Raw genomic sequence first — 15,633 nt, 5'->3', positions numbered from 1 at the left:
GGCCGTCATTCCCGCGAAAGGCCGTCATTCCCGCGAAAGCGGGAATCCAGTTTGGCGTTTGGCGGGTCGTAGCGAGCCGGTGCCGTGGATTCCCGCTTTCGCGGGAATGACAAATTGCGCCCTTTCGGCCATGGGCCTCGGCCTGACAGTACACAGTACTGTCAGACTGGTGAGTATTTTGAGCGTCACCACCAACGCTGACGGACAACCCCGGTCGGCGGCACGTGACCCACGGATTTGTCGCACACCCCTCGTTGAAGAAGACCGCGCTCACGCTTCGACAAGCTCGTCCTGATCTACTATTTGCGGAAATCGTCGCGCCGCGCGAGCATTCCTGCCAGCAACTTTCGACTTTGGGCTGCGGGCGGAGCCCGCGCTGACCTGGGGACCTCAAGGTTCTTGAAGTGGCGGCGGGCCTGGCGGGGCGCGCGCGCTGTGATAGTGGTCAATGCGATGGACTTGGCGCTGGGCTTGACTTGTCGCTGACGAACCTTGATGACGCCGATGATGCTGCGCGCAGAGCGCGACTTGAACCCTGAGGCGGGACACGGGCATGGCCGCTGAGCTGGCCGGTTTCGACCGCGCGGAGCAGCGCTTCACGCGCCTGTTCGTCGCGGTTGCCTTCGGGTTCGGCGCGCGCATGGCCATGATCACCTTCGATGGGCCGTTGGCGCGGCGATTCACCGATAACGGCTATCTCATTGGCTTGTTGCTGGCGGTAGGGCCACTGGTTTCGACCGTGGCCAACCCGTTCTTCGGGCACTTATCCGACCGCAGCCGCACGCGCTTCGGCCGCCGCATCCCGTATGCGGTAGCGGGGGTGACGCTGTCGAGCTTGGTCTTCTTCGCGCTGCCGCTGGCGCCGGCTGCCGCTGTGCTTCTCGTACTGTTCGCGCTGCGGGCGCTGTTTGCCTCGATCGGCGGCGGTCCACTGATGTCGCTGGTGCCCGACCTGGTAGCGCCGGCCCGGCGGGGCCGGGCGATGGCGTTGTTCATGTTGGCCGGCGGCTTGGGCGCCATCGCCATTCAAGCGGCGGGCAAGGTGTTCTGGGAGAAGGACTTTGCCCTGGTGTACTACGCTACCGGCCTAGCCTCGCTTCTCTTCGCGGTGCCGCCGCTGCTGTTCATTCGGGAGCCGCGTCAGTCGGCGGGCGAGCTTGCCGCCGCCGGCCGGCGGGGTGCCGTTTCGCTGGTCGAAATCAAGCGGGCGATCGCGCAGCGCGAGCCCATGGTGCTGTTCCTGCTGTCGGCCTCGCTGCGCTATCTCGGCGGCGGTATGCTGATGACGTACTTCACGCTCTTCGCTGCCACCGATCTGGGCGTTGCGGTGGGCGACGCGTCACTGGCGGTGGCGGTTGCCGGCATCCTGCGGCTACTGCTGGCGCTGCCGGCGGGACGACTGGCGGATGCCTATGACCGCAAGCGCCTGCTGTTGCTGGCCACCGTGGCGGGCGGGCTGGTGCACCTGCTCACGGGGGTCCTGGTCGGGAATCTCTGGCAGCTCTATCTCGCGGTGGCGGCCGGCACGATCGCGGGAGTGCTCGAGATGACGGCCGGCAGCCCACTGTTCATGGATCTGCTGCCGGCCGAACGGCGCGGTGAGCTGATCGGCATCAACATGGTACTCACCAACATATTCCAGAGCGGCGGCGCGTTGCTTGGAGGTGCGGTGTTTGCGTGGACGGCGGGATATCGCGCGCTCTTCCCGATTGCCGCGCTCTGCTTTGTGATCTCGGCGGTGGTGCTCGCGCGCCTGACGGTGCCGGCGGTGCCAACGCCGCTGGCGGGTGCGCGACAAATTTGTGGGTAACGTGGTTCGGTGTTATGGCCGTCATTCCCGCGAAAGCGGGAATCCAGTTTGGCGTTTGGCGCTGGCGGGTCGTAGCGAGCCGGCGCCGTGGATTCCCGCTTTCGCGGGAATGACAGATTGCGTCCCCTTTCGGCCATGGGCCTCGGCCTGACAGTACACAGTACTGTCAGACTGGTGAGGATTTGCCCGGTCGGCTGCACGTTACCCACAGATTTGTCGCACACCCGCCGATGGCGGCAGAATCGGTTTCGGCTTGAACAGGAGGACGACAGATGCAGGCCACGATCGACTAGCGGCACCGCGCGGCACTGTTGCGCTCCACCGCAAACACCAAGTGAACGAGTGCGGCGTGAACGGTGCGCTTGACCACCGCCATACCCATCTTCCTCGCCACTCCTTGTGACGGCACGTTCTCCGGTCGCACGAGCGAAATCACCCGCGGCCGGGCGAGGGCGTCGAAGGCGTAGTCGCGCGTCGCGATCGCCGCTTCGGTGGCGAACCCCTGTCGCCAAAACGGGCGGTGGATCAGGTAGCCCACCTCCGGTTCATCGACGCCGTCGAGGTGCTGAACCGTCAGCCCCACCTGCCCCAACGGCACGCCGCTGGCCTGGTCCAGCACCAGCCACAGGCCATGCCCGTGCTCGGCGTAGCGCTGCAACTGGCGGCGCAGCCAAATCTCGGCTTCCGGGCGCGAGTAGCACTTAGGATAGAAGCGCATGACCTCGGGGTCGGCGAGCATGACGGCGACGAAATCGAGGCCGTCGAGATCCATCTCCCGTAGCAGCAGCCGGCGGGTCGTCAGGACCACCTTGGTCCGCTGCCGCGGCACGGCCGGCATGCTCACGCCAGCGCGTGGCCGCCGTCGACGTAGAGGGCGGCGCCGGTCATGTAGCTGGTGGCGCCGGAGGCGAGGAAGACGGCGGCGCCCTCGATTTCGTGGACTTGGCCGAGGCGCTTGATGGGCAAGCGCTCGATCACGCGGCGGCCGGTGTCGCTGCCGAAGAACTCCTGGTTCATCGGCGTGTCGAAGTAGCCGGGGCAGAGGGCGTTGACCTGGATGTTGTGGCTGATCCACTCCAGCGCCAGCGTGCGCGTGAACTGCACCAGCGCCGCCTTGCTGGCGGCGTAGGGCGCCATGTAGCGGGAGACGCGAACGGCCATCACCGAGGCGACGTTGATCACCTTGCCCGCTCGGCGCCGGATCATGTGCGGTCCGACGTGTTTACAGCAGAGCATGGGACCGCGCAGGTTCACGTTCATGACCCGATCCCAGTCGCTCGCCTCCATCTCGACCACCGCCCCCGAGCCTTCGATGCCGGCGTTGTTCACCAGGATGTCGATCTGCCCCCATTGCGCGAGCACCCGCTGCACCAGGGCGTCGATGCTGGGTTCATCTGTGACATCAGCACACACCGGCAGCACGCGGCCGCCGTGTTCGCCCAACTCGGCGGCCGCGCGATCGAGATCGGCTTGCGTGCGGCTAGCGATGGCGACGCCGGCGCCAGCTCGCAGCAACGCTCCGGCAATGGCGCGGCCCAGCCCCTTGCTGCCGCCTGTGACCAGCGCGGTCTTGCCCGTGAGATCGAACCAGGGCGGGGTCATCGTTCGCCGTCCTTAGCACGCCGGCAGGTTCCCCCTGCGCTGCCGGTGCGGCAATCGCCCGCTGACCTGAAACTCGCCGCCTCTACTCGCCGGCGCGCCGCACGATCCAGTGGCATTCCCGCCTCGAAGGGGTCGCGTCGCGCCTTGCGGCATCTGTCCGGCTCCGCTCCCAGACCTGAAACTCGCCCGCCGTCTCGGCGCCGTCGCTCTGCCGGCATCGCTTCGCATGCCGCTCCCAGACCTGAAACTCGCCCGCTGTCTCGGCACCGTCGCTCGACCCGCATCGCTTCGCATGCCGCTCCCCGCATCTCTGCGACTCTGCTCCCTCTCCCCGCATCTCCTGCGGGGAGAGGGTGGGGGTGAGGGGTTCGTCTTTCGACCTCAAGTGGCTCGCTTCTGAAAACCGTTCGCCGGTTCCAGGCTACTGTTCGTGTCCTTCGCCGGCGGCAGAAACGCACGATCCCCTCACCCCAACCCTCTCCCCGCGAAAACATGCGGAGAGAGGGAGGCACTTTCTCCGCCCTTGCTCCCTGACCTGAAGCTGTCCGCTGTAACTTGGCCATGTCTGGTTCCGGCAAGTTCCATCCTTGAAGGGTCCACGTCGCAGACGTGGGGGCATCGCTCTCCCCGCACGGCCTTGCGGGGAGAGGAAGTCGCTCGCTCCCGGCCCACCTAGATCTTGTGTCCGTTGCCATGCTTCTGCCGCAAGGCACTTAGCGAAAAAGGCACCCGCCGCCAAGCGGCGGTAGCTGCAGTGGGCGCCGCTCACCCCGGCGGGGCGGCTTCGATGGCGATGCCGGCGCCGCCCAGCGGGGGGCGGCGGCGGGTGGGGCCGACATCGGCGCGGCTGTCGCGGTAGAGCTTGTGTAACAGCGCGTGACTGGGGCGGCATTCGCCCCGGGCGAGGGCGTGGATGAGCGCGCGGACGCGCGCGTTGATCGGCGTCGGCACGCCCAGGCGCAGGCCGCGGGCCAGCACCTCGCCGTTGAGGTACTCGACCGCCGGCTCGCGCCCGCGCTCGATCGCCGCCAGCATCGACGAACGCAGGCGGCGGAACTTCGCGCCCACGGCCAGCAACAAGGCGTGCTTGGCCAGCAGTGAGGGCGAACCCGGACCGACCAGATCAGCCGGCGTCAACGCCACCCATTCCAGGTCGATCGTGCCCGACACTTTTTCGAGCACGATGTCGCAGGCCCGCGCCACCGCCACCGTTTCGGTCATCAGCTCCAGCCCGAGGCGGCGGGCGTAACGATAGCGCATCAACGCCCCCAGGCGGTCGCCGCCGATGGTGCCGAGCGAGCTGATGGCGCAGTTGATCGCCAGCTTACTCCAGCGGCTGCCCCTGAGATTGTCGCTGGTGCGGGTAGGCCCGACCGCTTGCAGTACGCCCGCCAGCGCCGGCAGACGGGCCTCGTTGTCGGGATGGCGTTCGAAGCTGCCGAGCACGAAGCCGCCGCCAGAGGTGCGTTCGTAGACTCCCGGGCGCAGCATCGACCCGCCCCAAGCCACGATCGCCCCCAGCGTGCGCTGCGGGCCCACGATCGGCGCCACTCGCGCTTCGCACAGCCCGTTCTGGAAGCAGACCATGGCGCCTGCCGGGGCGAGAAACGGCAGCGCCGCACGCGCGGCCTCTTCCACTTGCGGCGGCTGCATGGCGAGGAAAACGAAATCAAACTGGCCGGCATCGGCAGGAATAGCGACGTGGGCGCGCCCCGGCACCCGCTGGCGCTGGCCGCCGGTGACAACCTCGAAGCCGTGGGCGTTGATAGCCGCGGCGATCGCCTCGTTGTGGGTGACCGCCACCAGGCCGCAGTCCTGCTGCGCCAGCGCGGCGCCGAGGATACCGCCGATACCGCCGCAGCCCATGAGCAGGATTCGTGGTGTCATGCTGACTCGTAGTTTGGGGTTTGCAACCGCGCCCGCCGTGCTTCTACCAGGGACGCGCGCGCGGCACCAGAGCGGCCGCCCGCCGACGATGACGCAGGGTGCGCGACAAATTCGTGGGTAACGTGGTTCGGTGTTATGGCCGTCATTCCCGCGAAAGCGGGAATCCAGTTGGCGTTTGGCGCTGGCGGGTCGTAGCGAGCCGGTGCCGTGGATTCCCGCTTTCGCGGGAATGACAGATTGCGTCCCTTTCGGCCATGGGCCTCGGCCTGACAGTACACAATACTGTCAGACTGTGAGGATTTGCCCGGTCGGCTGCACGTTACCCACAAATTTGTCGCACACCCCGGCCGGCGGCTTTAATCGGCTTATGGCTTGGCTCGGTCGAGGTTGCGCAGGAGTGCCCTCGCCTCGTTGAGCTGGCGCAGCTTGCCCTGTTTCTCGGCCAGCGCCGCGGCGAGCTGAAGCGGTGTGATGGCTTTTTCGACCTGGCCCATGTCCTGATAGGTGCGGGCCAGCTCGATGCGGGCGCCGACGGCGTTGGGCTCGTTGGCGATCGCCTCTAGCAGGTAGCGCTCGGCCTTGGCGAGGCTACCCCCGAGCAGCATGGGCAGCTGGCGATACAAGCCGCCCCTGGCGGCCAGGGCGTCGTAGTGCTTCGGATTGAGCTCCAACGCGCGGTCGAGTTCGCGATTGACCTTGAGCAGACTCAGCGGATTGGGCGTGACGCCTTCAGCCAGCATGACGCGGCCCATGGTGGCGAATAAGGCGAAGTGGGCGTCGGCGTTGGTATCATCAGCTGCCACCGCCTGCCGTGCCAAGTCGAGTCCCTCCCGGTAGAAACGGGCCTTGGCTTCCGGCTCGTAGCTGTCTTCGCCCTGATTCAAGAGAGTCAACGATTTGTGCGCTAGGCTCGCCGCCAATTGGGGATCGGCAATCCTTGCCTCGGCGGCGCGTTGCGCGCTTGCGGGGGCGCTCAAAGCGAGCAGCGCAACGTTGAGCAAGGCCGTGCCGATGATTACCAGTCGCGTTCGCACACATCCTCCCCGTGCCCGAACGCGCCCGTTCTCAACGTTCAAACACGTCTACTGGGTGCGGCATGTCTACCAAAGGCGCCGGCCGCAGGCAACTTGTATTAGCCGGCGCGCTTCCGTAAGTGAACCGCCGATGGCCCACACGCTGTCCGAGTACGAATCGAAACGGGTGTTGCGCGAGTACGGTGTTCCGACGGTGCGCGAGGCCCTCGTGCCGGCGGCGCAGGATGCGCTCGCGGCCGCGGCCGAGATCGGCTTCCCCGTTGCGCTCAAGCTGTGTGGCGGCGCGATTGCGCACAAGACCGAGCGCAACTTGGTTCGTCTCAACCTTGTTGATGAGGTCGCGGTTGAGGCCGCGGCGCAGGAGTTATTGGGCCGGCGCCGCCCGCAGGATGGCGAGGTGGGGCTGCTGGTGCAGGCGATGGTTAGCGGGCGCCGGGAGATCATCGTCGGAATGGTTCGCGATCCCCAGTTCGGCCCCTGCGTGATGTTGGGCCTCGGCGGCATTCTCGCCGAAGCGTTGCGCGATGTGGTGTTCCGCATGGCGCCGCTTAACTCCGCTGAGGGCAGCGACATGATTGCCGAGCTGAAAGCGAGTCACGTGCTCAGTGCCTTTCGCGGCGAGCCGCCGGTGGATCGCGAGGCGCTCAGCCAAGTGTTGATTGGCGTGGGCCGTCTCGGGCTGGAGCGGCCGGCGGTCCGTTCGCTCGACATCAACCCGTTGATCATTGCCGCCGGCAAGCCGGTGGCCGTTGACGCGCTGATCGAGGTGGCCGAGTCGTGAGTTCCTTGCGCGATCGTTTCGGCGCGCTGTTCTATCCGCGCGGCATCGTTATTCCAGGCGTTTCGGCGCATCCGGGGAAGTTCGGCTTTGCTGCGCTGCACAGTCTGTTGCGCTATGGCTTCAAGGGAGAACTGTTTCCGGTCAACCGCGAGGGCGCGACGATACTGGAGCGGCCGACGTATCGCGATCTAGCGGCGGTGCCGCCGGGGCGTGCGGACCTGGCCTTCATCTGCACGCCGGCGGCGGCCAACGTCGCGGTGCTTCAAGCTTGTGCGCGCATCGGCGTGCGGGCCGCGTTCGTGGTCTCCGGTGGCTATTCCGAATCCGGGGCTGAGGGGGCTGCCGCTGAGCGCGAATTGGTGCGCACCGCTGACGCTCTGGGCATCTTGCTTGCCGGCCCGAACGGGCAGGGACTGATCTCGACCGGCGCCGGCATGTGCGCACAGATTGTGCCACCGTATCCACCACCTGGCCGGATTTCAGCGGTCAGCCAGAGCGGCAACATTCTTTCGTCGTTCATGAATTACGGGCAGTTGACCGGCGTGGGGTTCAGCAAGGGGATTTCCGCGGGTAATGCGGCGGCGCTCGGAATCGCTGACTATATCGAGTACTTCGGCGAAGACCCCGACACCGCGGTCGCTTTGGTCTACGTCGAAGGGCTGCGTAACGGCCGTGATTTCGCCGAGCGGGCGCTGGCCTTTACGCGGCGCAAACCGCTGGTGGTGCTCAAGGGCGGGGCGACTGGGCAGGGGCAGCGGGCGGCGTCGAGCCACACGGGTTCACTGGCCTCGGACGATCGCGTTTTTGCCGGCGTGGCGCGCCAGGTCGGGATTCGCCGCGCCCAATCGGTGGAAGAGGCGTACGAGGTGGCTGCCACCTTCGCCACCCAGCCGCTGCCGCTGGGCAAACGCGTGGTGGTGTTGACGGCAGCCGGGGGCTGGGGCGTGCTCTGCGCCGATGCTTGTGTGCGGGCGGGCTTGGATCTTATTGCCCTGCCCGACGACTTAGGCGCCCACATCGATCGCGTGCTGCCCGCCCGCTGGAGCCGCAACAATCCGGTGGATATGGCCGGCGGCGAAACCCGGGAGACCATTCCGGAACTGCTCGACTGCATTGCGCGCCACCACGGCGTTGATGCCGTCATCTATCTCGGCCTCGGCATTCAAGCCGCCCAGGCCCACGCCCTGAAGACTAGCTCATTCTACCCTGGCCATGGCCTCGATCGCATCGTCGAGTATCACGAGCGGCAGGATCGTCGTTATGCCGAGGCCGCCGCCGCGGTGAGCCAGCGCTACAACAAGCCCGTGCTGAGCGCCACCGAGTTGGTGTACACCGACCGTGCGTACGGCAACGCCGCCCCGCTCGCGGTCGCGGCCTCAGGGCGGATTTGTTACCCCTCCGCGCACCGCGCCGTGACTGCCCTGGCCCACTTGTGCGCGTACGCTGAGTTTCGCCGCACCCACGGTGGAACCTAGAAATCGCGGCCAGCAGCGGATGAGTGCGAGCTTCTTCGAGACGCTGAAGCGCCAATGCGCTCGGCGGCGGCGGTGCAGCTTCAGCGGTCGCTTGCTTCTCGGTGCCGGCGCGGTTGCGCTTCTGGGGCTGCTGGTCTTGCCACGGCCGGGATACGCCTTGCGGTTCAGGATCAGTGAGGACTTCGTTGCTGACCTGGACACCACCGTGACCTATGCTGCGGCCTGGCGGCTCAAACGGCAACACGCGGGGCTACTGAAGAAGTTCAACGGCGACGACGGCAATCGGAACTTCAAGCGTTACGACATGACCTCGAACCGTTTCACCATGGTGTCCGAGGCCGACCTCCAGTATGGCGATTTCGGCACCTTCGTTCGCGCCAAGGGTTTCTACGACTTCGCCTACTCCGGCCACAACTCGCACGATTCACCGGTGACCAATAACAACGGCCCGTTGAACGGCGGCCCGCTCGCCGATAACCGCGACTTCACACGCGCCGTAAAGCGCCGCTACGGCGAGGACGTTGAGCTGTTGGACGCGTACGCCTACGGGCTGTTTCGCCCGGCCGGTCACCTCTTGATGCTTAGGGCTGGCCGGCAGGTAATCAGCTGGGGCGAGAGCCGGTTTATTCCTGGAGTTTCGTCCACCCAGAGCCCGATCGACGCCACCCAGCTGAACGTCCCAGGGGTGGAGATCAAAGAGGTCCTGATTCCGGTGGCGCAGATCTATGGTCAGATCGATTTGGTCGATAACCTCGCCCTTGCCACCTATTACCAGTGGGAGTGGCGGCAGACCCGACTCGACGAGGCGGGCGCGTATTTCGGCGGCGCCGACTACCTCGACGATGGCGGCTATCACTACCTGGTGAGCGCGCCGGCACCGGCTACGATCTTTGCCACCATCGACCGCGTGCAGGACGACGAGCCCCGCGACGACGGGCAATGGGGCATTGCGGTCCGCTATCTGGCAGAAGCCCTCAACCATACCGAGTTCGGCGCCTACTTCATCAACTACCACGACAAGGGGCCGCAGATCATCGGCCAGCTCGGTGGGGGCGCGGCGGTGGTGGACTGGACCACCTTGGGGCTGCCCCCTGAAACCGCTGCTGAACTTGCCCGCGCGGATACCTCGTCCTACTTTTTTCGCTTTGCCGATCATGTGCAGCTCTACGGGCTGAGTGTAGCTACGAACACCGGCCAGACCAGTTTCGGCGGCGAAGTTTCCTACCGCCGCCATCTCCCGGTGCAGCTGCGGGACGCGGGCAACGTCATCGGCTACAGCTACCACGATGCCGACGCCTTGCAGGCGCAAGCCGGCATGGTCCATCGCTTCGGCCCATCGGTGGTTGCCGAGAGCACGACGCTGACCACCGAGGCCGGTCTAAACCAGTTGTATGGCGTCGGGGCGCGTGACCTATTGAACGACCAGTTCGCGTGGGGTTACACCGCGGCGCTCAATTTCGAGTACTTCAAGATTCTCCCGGGCCTCGATCTGAATGTGCCGATAACGTTTCGCCACCACGTCAGCGGGGTCTCCTCGGTCTCGGGCACGTTCGCCGAAGGCCGCAACAGCGCCAGCGTGAGAATGGACTTCACGTATCGTTACACCTTGAAGTTCGGCATCGGCTACACCGAGTTCGTCGGTGGCACCAAGCGTAATGCCCTGCTCGATCGCGGCTTCCTGTCGTCGAGCCTGAAGTACGCGTTGTGATCGGTTATGCCATGCGCCACAGAGGGGACAGCGGAGCAAGGTTGGGAAATCGGCTGGGCGCGGTTGTGCTGGCGGGTCTCCTGTCTGCGTCTGTGCCGCGAGCTGCGATCGCGGGCGCGTCCCCCGAGGCGGCGGCGGCGTTGCAGACTGCGCTGACCCCATTCGGAGCCGAGCGCGCAGGCAATTCCGACGGTACGATTCCACCTTGGCAAGGCGGCATGACGGCACCCGGTGAGTTGGGGTGGAAGGGGCCGGGTTCGCCATACCCTGATCCGTACCCGAACGATCCGGTGTTGTTCTCGATAACCGCCGACCAAGCAGAGAAGTATGCGGCGAACCTATCGGCAGGGCAGCGGGCCTTGCTCATGAAGCATCCGGGCACCTACAGGATCAATGTCTACCCCAGCCGCCGGCCACACGCCGCGCCTCAGTGGGTGTACGAAAGCACCTTCGAGAACGCAACCAGAGCAACGGGCAGCGCCAACGGCGACGGGGTGGCGGGTGCCTACGGCGGTATCCCATTTCCGCTGCCGCAGAACGGGGCTCAGGTGGTGTGGAATCACCTGCTGCGCTGGCAGGGGCCCGGGTCGCGCCGGAGTGCAGATACCTTCGTGATGGAGTCGAACGCCGGGCTGTATCCCGTCGTCGAGTTGGAGGTCTGGCACCGGTCGCCATATTATCTGTTGCCCACAGCCGCGGACGGATTTGGCGGCGACTATAGTGATATCCTATATCAGTATGTGTATCCACCCGACTGGAAGGGTACCATCCTGCTGGCGAAGGATCACTTCAGTCAGGACACCGGCGGGCGCAAGGCCTGGCTGTATGAGGTCGGGCAGCGGCGCGTGCGGCAGTACGTAAACTACATCTACGATAGCCCCGATCGGCAACTGGGAGGAGTCGTCGGCGTTGACGACCAGTACATGTTCAACGGACCGCTGGACCGCTTCGACTGGAGCCTGGTCGGCAAGCAGGAGATCTACATCCCCTATAACTGCTACAAGGCAGAGTCGGGCGCCGCGCCGCCGGAGATATTTGCCCCGGGCCACCTCAACCCCGCCTACGTGCGCTGGGAGTTGCACCGGACTTGGATTGTTGAGGCGGTGCGGAGAAAAGGGCAGGCGCACGTGTATGGCCGGCGAGTCTTCTATGTCGATGAGGACAGCTGGAATGTGGTGCTGGCCGACGCCTACGATGGGCAAGGGGTGCTTTGGCGAACCAACTTGGCGTTGACGGTCGCTGCCTACGATCTACCGGGCGTCGTCCAACGGCTGACCGTGCATCACGACCTGCCCTCGGGCCGCTACGTCAGCTTCAAGCCGGAAGCAACCGTCTTCGGCACGGTGAAGCCCGATTCGTTTTTCACCCCGGAGCAGATGCGCGCCATGGGGCGCCGTTGAGTGAAGACCGAACTACCCAGGATCGCCAAACGGCGGTGCGCAAGTTTGGGTTGACTCGGGTTCCTTGAGCTAGCCGGCTGGCTGAGGGAAGCCGTAGTGGCGGATATCAGCCATTGCCGCCATCTGGACTAGCTTGCTGACTTCGTCCGGCTGCGGGTGCAACCAGATGAATTGTTGGAGGTTTTGCCGGACACCGCGGTTGTTCACGACATGGCTAGGCAGTTGCTATGTCGTACAGCCGGGGGTCAATGCACATGAGCCAGCGGGCCGTCGAAGGCTTATTGGGGCGATTGCTGACGGACGGCGATTTTCGCCGGGTCTTCTTCGATAATCCGGCGGCGACGTGCCTGAAACAATCGCTCGAACTGACCGCAGGGGAATTGGAGGCGATCACGCGGCTCGACGAGAGGCGCCTCGAAGGGTTCGCTCGGGAGCTGGATGCGCGCATCATTCGAGCTGCGGTCGGCGGCAATAATCTTTGGACCTGGCCCGCAAGCGCCGATGCTGATCCGCGCACGAAGCGGGCGTCGCTCGGGGGGACGCCGCGACTGAGTCGGGCGGGTAAGTGAAAGGGAGGGGCGATGGCGGGGGCGAGACATTTGGGCGGCGTTGCCTGCACGGAGCGCAGTACCAACAAGAGGCTGCCGGCATGAGCCAACGGGTCGTTGAGAGACTACTGGGGCGATTGCTGACGGATCGCGAGTTTCGCCATGTCTTTTACGAAGACCCGGCGGCCACGTGTGTGCAGCAGTCATTCGAACTTACTCCGAGTGAGTTGGAAGCCCTCGCGCGCCTCGATGAAGCACGCATCGAGGCATTCTCGCGAGGGCTCGATGCGCGGATCATTCGTGCGGCCGTTAATGGGATGCGTCGCGGTGATGTCGCTGCGATGGCCGACGACAGTTCCAACCGGCGGCCGCAGGGGCGAGCGTTGTCGCCGCGAGGAGCAAGTTTCGCAGATGAGCGGGACCATACCGGCGCGGCTCGTGGCGCCCGCCCGGCCCGCTGATTGATCTGCACCTTGGCCGACCCGTGGAGGGGAAATGAAGAAAGCCAGTGGCATCGTGGGTAATCTGCCGGCGTGGGCGATGTGGGCGGCGGCTGCCGTCCTGTGGTCGGCGGTGGTGGCGGTCGCCCCGCAAGGCGTGGCTCGTGCCCGCTTCGTTGTCGAACCAACTCCGACGCCCGCGAAGCTGTCTCAGCATGCTGAGAGCGAGGCCGGTCGGCAGAGGCAGCCTGCGGGCGCCATGGTGCAGCTGGGAGTAACGAGTGCACCGCCGGGTGCGCGGCCTGCCGCTAAGCCGCTGGCTTAGCCGGCCAGGCACTGAAAAGGGGGATCCAATGATCAGCAGCGGAAAGCAGATTCTGAGTCTGGCAGCGATCGGCATCACCCTCTTAGCCAGCCCCTCCAGGCTGCTGGCGGCGTGCACGGGATACTCCGGCGAGCTGAGCGGCACCGGCAAGGGAGAAGCCGTCGCCGGCTCCCTCAACGGCAGCCCGTTCTCGGCCGGATTTGCCGGGGTCATTTTCGCCAAGATAGGCAGTCAGACCGACGTGCCGGTGTTCTGCATTAATCTGCAGAACGGTATCCGTGTTGGCGACTGCTTCAATACCGGCGGACCGACGACACCACAGATCGCCTGGCTCCTGAACAACGGGTTCGGGCCAGACAACTCGCTCAGCCGAGCCGAAAATGCCGCGCGTCAGGCGGCGGTCTGGTACTTCTCCGACAGCTTTATTACCACCGATTCGCACGCGGCGCGGGTGCAGCAGATTATCGACACGGTGCCTGCGAACATTGATCCAGAAATGGACGTGCCCGTCATGACGATTGACCCGCCGACGGCGGTTAATGTTTTGCCCGACGCGACGGTGCACTCGCTGACCCTGAGCGTGACCCGGGGAGGGCAGCCACTCGTGGGCCAAGTTGTCAGCCTCAGTACGGATTTCGGCGCGCTCAGCACATCGTCCGTAACAACCGATAGCATCGGTAGCGCTGCTTTCACTCTTACCAACACGGCGGGCACCGCCAACACCGCGCACATCAGCGCCTCGTTCACGTATCAATTGCCTTCCGGGACGGTGTTCGAACCGGTCGTGGCCGGCAAACAGAAGCTCGTACTGGCGTCGCCAACCAACGCCACTGTGGTGGCCACCGCTACCAAACAGTGGGTCCCGCCGGCAACCATCGTCGCTCACAAGTTCCTCGATGCTGATGCCAACGGCGTTCAAGACCCAGGTGAGCCCAACCTGGCCAGCTGGACCATGCAGCTGTTTGAGTGCGCCGCGGCGTGCGATGGTTCGGGTTGCACGCAGATTGCGTCCGGCTCCACCAACTCCACCGGCGACTATAGCTTCGGCGTTCGCCCGGCCGGATGCTATCGCGTTGATGAGGTGTTTCCGGCGGCCGCTCCTGGCCATCAGAACTGGCACAACACCACCGCGGCTTCGCAGCTCTTCACCCTCACCACCAGTGAAGCCAAGCAGGTGGTATTCGGAAACGTGATCTATTCGGTGATCGTGGCGCTGAAGTTCAGCGACGCCAACGGCAACGGCGTGCAAGACGGTAGCGAGGTGTCATTGGACGGCTGGCGCATGAAGCTGGAGCGGCAACTGACACCGCCTACTAGCCCGTGGATTCCACTAACGGAGGGGTTTACCGGCGGAGGTCAGGTGGTCTTCTCAGACCTGCCCCCCGGCCACTACCGGGTGACGGAAGTCCTGCAGCCGGCGTGGACAAGCACGACGACCAATCCGTCTGAATTTGATCTCGGGTCAGATTCGGTGGTCACCGTGAGTTTCGGGAACCGTTGTCTGCCGGGCTATTTCGGCGCTACCTGCGCGCCGTGTCCGGGCGGGGCGGCGAGTCCGTGCAACGGCCAGGGCACCTGCGACGACGGCACCAGCGGAAGCGGAGCCTGCACCTGCCAACCGGGTTTCTATGGCGCCGATTGCAGCGGAGTGTGTGGCTGCCAGAACGGCGGGACCTGTAATGACGGGGCGGCAGGCGACGGTAGCTGTACGTGTGCGGCCGGCTTCTTCGGTGCAGACTGCGGCGGGGTTTGTGCGTGCCAGAACGGCGGCAGCTGCAACGACGGCGCTGCCGGCGACGGAAGCTGCGCTTGTACTCCAGGCTTCAGCGGTCCGAGCTGTGACCAGTGTGCGGCTGGTTACTTCGGTGCAAGCTGCCAGTCATGTCCGGGTGGGGCGGCGAGTCCGTGCAACGGCCGGGGCACGTGCGATGACGGTATGAGCGGAAGCGGAGCCTGCACCTGCCAGCCGGGCACCTATGGCGCCGATTGCAGCGGAGTGTGCGGCTGCCAGAACGGCGGCAGCTGCGACGACGGCGCTGCCGGCGACGGTAGTTGCACGTGTACTCAGGGCTTCACCGGTCCGAGCTGTGGCCAGTGTGTGGCCGGGTACTTCGGCGCAAGTTGCCAGCCCTGTCCGGGTGGGGCGGCGAACCCGTGCAACGGCCAGGGCACGTGCGATGATGGTATGAGCGGAAGCGGGACCTGCACCTGCCAGCCGGGCTCCTATGGTGCCGACTGTAGCGGAGTGTGTGGCTGTCAGAACGGCGGCACCTGTAGTGACGGGGCTGCCGGCAACGGTATCTGTACGTGTGCGGCCGGCTTCTTCGGTGCAGACTGTAGCGGAGTTTGTGGCTGTCAGAACGGCGGGACTTGCAACGACGGCGCGAGCGGCGATGGCAGCTGCACTTGTGCTCCAGGCTTTACCGGGGCGAACTGTAGCGAGTGTTTGCCAGGTTACTTCGGTGCCGGTTGCCAGCCGTGTCCGGGAGGCGCCGGCAACGTGTGCAGTGGCAATGGCACCTGTAGTGACGGGTCTGGCGGCAGCGGCACCTGCACTTGCGCCGCCGGCTTCACCGGGGCGAGTTGCGATCAGTTGGTTGCTCCGACCGAGACCCCGACGCAG

At 65.5% G+C, this 15,633-nt stretch carries 13 protein-coding genes; 9 read left to right on the top strand and 4 right to left on the bottom strand.

Annotated features, from left to right (window positions below):
• The first annotated feature begins 553 nt into the window (after nt 1-553).
• On the top strand, nt 554-1,810 hold the full coding sequence (locus HY699_12930; GenBank protein ID MBI4516709.1) for an MFS transporter: 1,257 nt from the start codon (nt 554-556) through the stop codon (nt 1,808-1,810).
• A gap of 289 nt (nt 1,811-2,099) precedes the next feature.
• Here HY699_12930 and HY699_12925 read toward each other — a convergent pair whose 3' ends face one another.
• The 4 genes from HY699_12925 to HY699_12910 all read right to left on the bottom strand — a co-directional run bounded on the left by HY699_12925 (nt 2,100) and on the right by HY699_12910 (nt 6,333).
• Complete coding sequence (locus HY699_12925; GenBank protein ID MBI4516708.1) at nt 2,100-2,639, bottom strand: GNAT family N-acetyltransferase; 540 nt, start codon at nt 2,637-2,639, stop codon at nt 2,100-2,102.
• 11 nt (nt 2,640-2,650) lie between these two features.
• Nucleotides 2,651-3,412 (bottom strand): SDR family oxidoreductase, encoded by a 762-nt coding sequence (locus HY699_12920; protein MBI4516707.1) that lies wholly within the window; start codon nt 3,410-3,412, stop codon nt 2,651-2,653.
• Nucleotides 3,413-4,177: 765 nt separating this feature from the next.
• The gene (locus tag HY699_12915; protein MBI4516706.1) at nt 4,178-5,278 is read right to left on the bottom strand and encodes a ketopantoate reductase family protein; all 1,101 of its coding nucleotides are present in this window, start codon (nt 5,276-5,278) and stop codon (nt 4,178-4,180) included.
• 386 nt (nt 5,279-5,664) lie between these two features.
• Nucleotides 5,665-6,333 carry a hypothetical protein gene (locus tag HY699_12910; GenBank protein MBI4516705.1) on the bottom strand — a complete coding sequence of 223 codons (669 nt, stop codon included), beginning with the start codon at nt 6,331-6,333 and terminating at the stop codon, nt 5,665-5,667.
• 130 nt (nt 6,334-6,463) lie between these two features.
• Here HY699_12910 and HY699_12905 point away from each other — a divergent pair, with 130 nt between their 5' ends.
• The 8 genes from HY699_12905 to HY699_12870 all read left to right on the top strand — a co-directional run.
• Complete coding sequence (locus HY699_12905) at nt 6,464-7,114, top strand: acetate--CoA ligase family protein (GenBank protein ID MBI4516704.1); 651 nt, start codon at nt 6,464-6,466, stop codon at nt 7,112-7,114.
• Nucleotides 7,111-8,589, top strand: a complete 1,479-nt coding sequence (locus HY699_12900; protein MBI4516703.1) for a CoA-binding protein — start codon at nt 7,111-7,113, stop codon at nt 8,587-8,589. The genes HY699_12905 and HY699_12900 overlap by 4 nt, the downstream gene beginning before the upstream one ends.
• Nucleotides 8,590-8,608: 19 nt before the next feature.
• Nucleotides 8,609-10,297 carry a DUF1302 domain-containing protein gene (locus HY699_12895; protein MBI4516702.1) on the top strand — a complete coding sequence of 563 codons (1,689 nt, stop codon included), beginning with the start codon at nt 8,609-8,611 and terminating at the stop codon, nt 10,295-10,297.
• A 218-nt stretch (nt 10,298-10,515) separates the two neighbouring features.
• Entirely contained in the window at nt 10,516-11,697 is a 1,182-nt protein-coding gene (locus HY699_12890) for a DUF1329 domain-containing protein (GenBank protein MBI4516701.1), read from the top strand.
• 254 nt (nt 11,698-11,951) lie between these two features.
• A complete protein-coding gene (locus tag HY699_12885) occupies nt 11,952-12,266 on the top strand; it encodes a Franean1_4349 family RiPP (protein MBI4516700.1) in 315 nt (104 codons plus the stop codon).
• Between the two features lie 80 nt (nt 12,267-12,346).
• Nucleotides 12,347-12,706 (top strand): Franean1_4349 family RiPP, encoded by a 360-nt coding sequence (locus tag HY699_12880; GenBank protein ID MBI4516699.1) that lies wholly within the window; start codon nt 12,347-12,349, stop codon nt 12,704-12,706.
• Between the two features lie 34 nt (nt 12,707-12,740).
• Nucleotides 12,741-13,010: a hypothetical protein gene (locus tag HY699_12875; protein ID MBI4516698.1), complete on the top strand. Its 270-nt coding sequence runs from the start codon at nt 12,741-12,743 to the stop codon at nt 13,008-13,010.
• Nucleotides 13,011-13,038: 28 nt separating this feature from the next.
• Nucleotides 13,039-15,633 (top strand): Cys-Gln thioester bond-forming surface protein (locus HY699_12870; protein MBI4516697.1); only part of this gene is annotated, 2,595 nt, incomplete at its 3' end.

It is taken from the genome of Deltaproteobacteria bacterium, from assembly GCA_016210005.1.
Taxonomy (GTDB): Bacteria; Desulfobacterota; Binatia; order HRBIN30; family JACQVA1; genus JACQVA1.
This window is presented reverse-complemented; position numbering and strand designations above follow the sequence as displayed.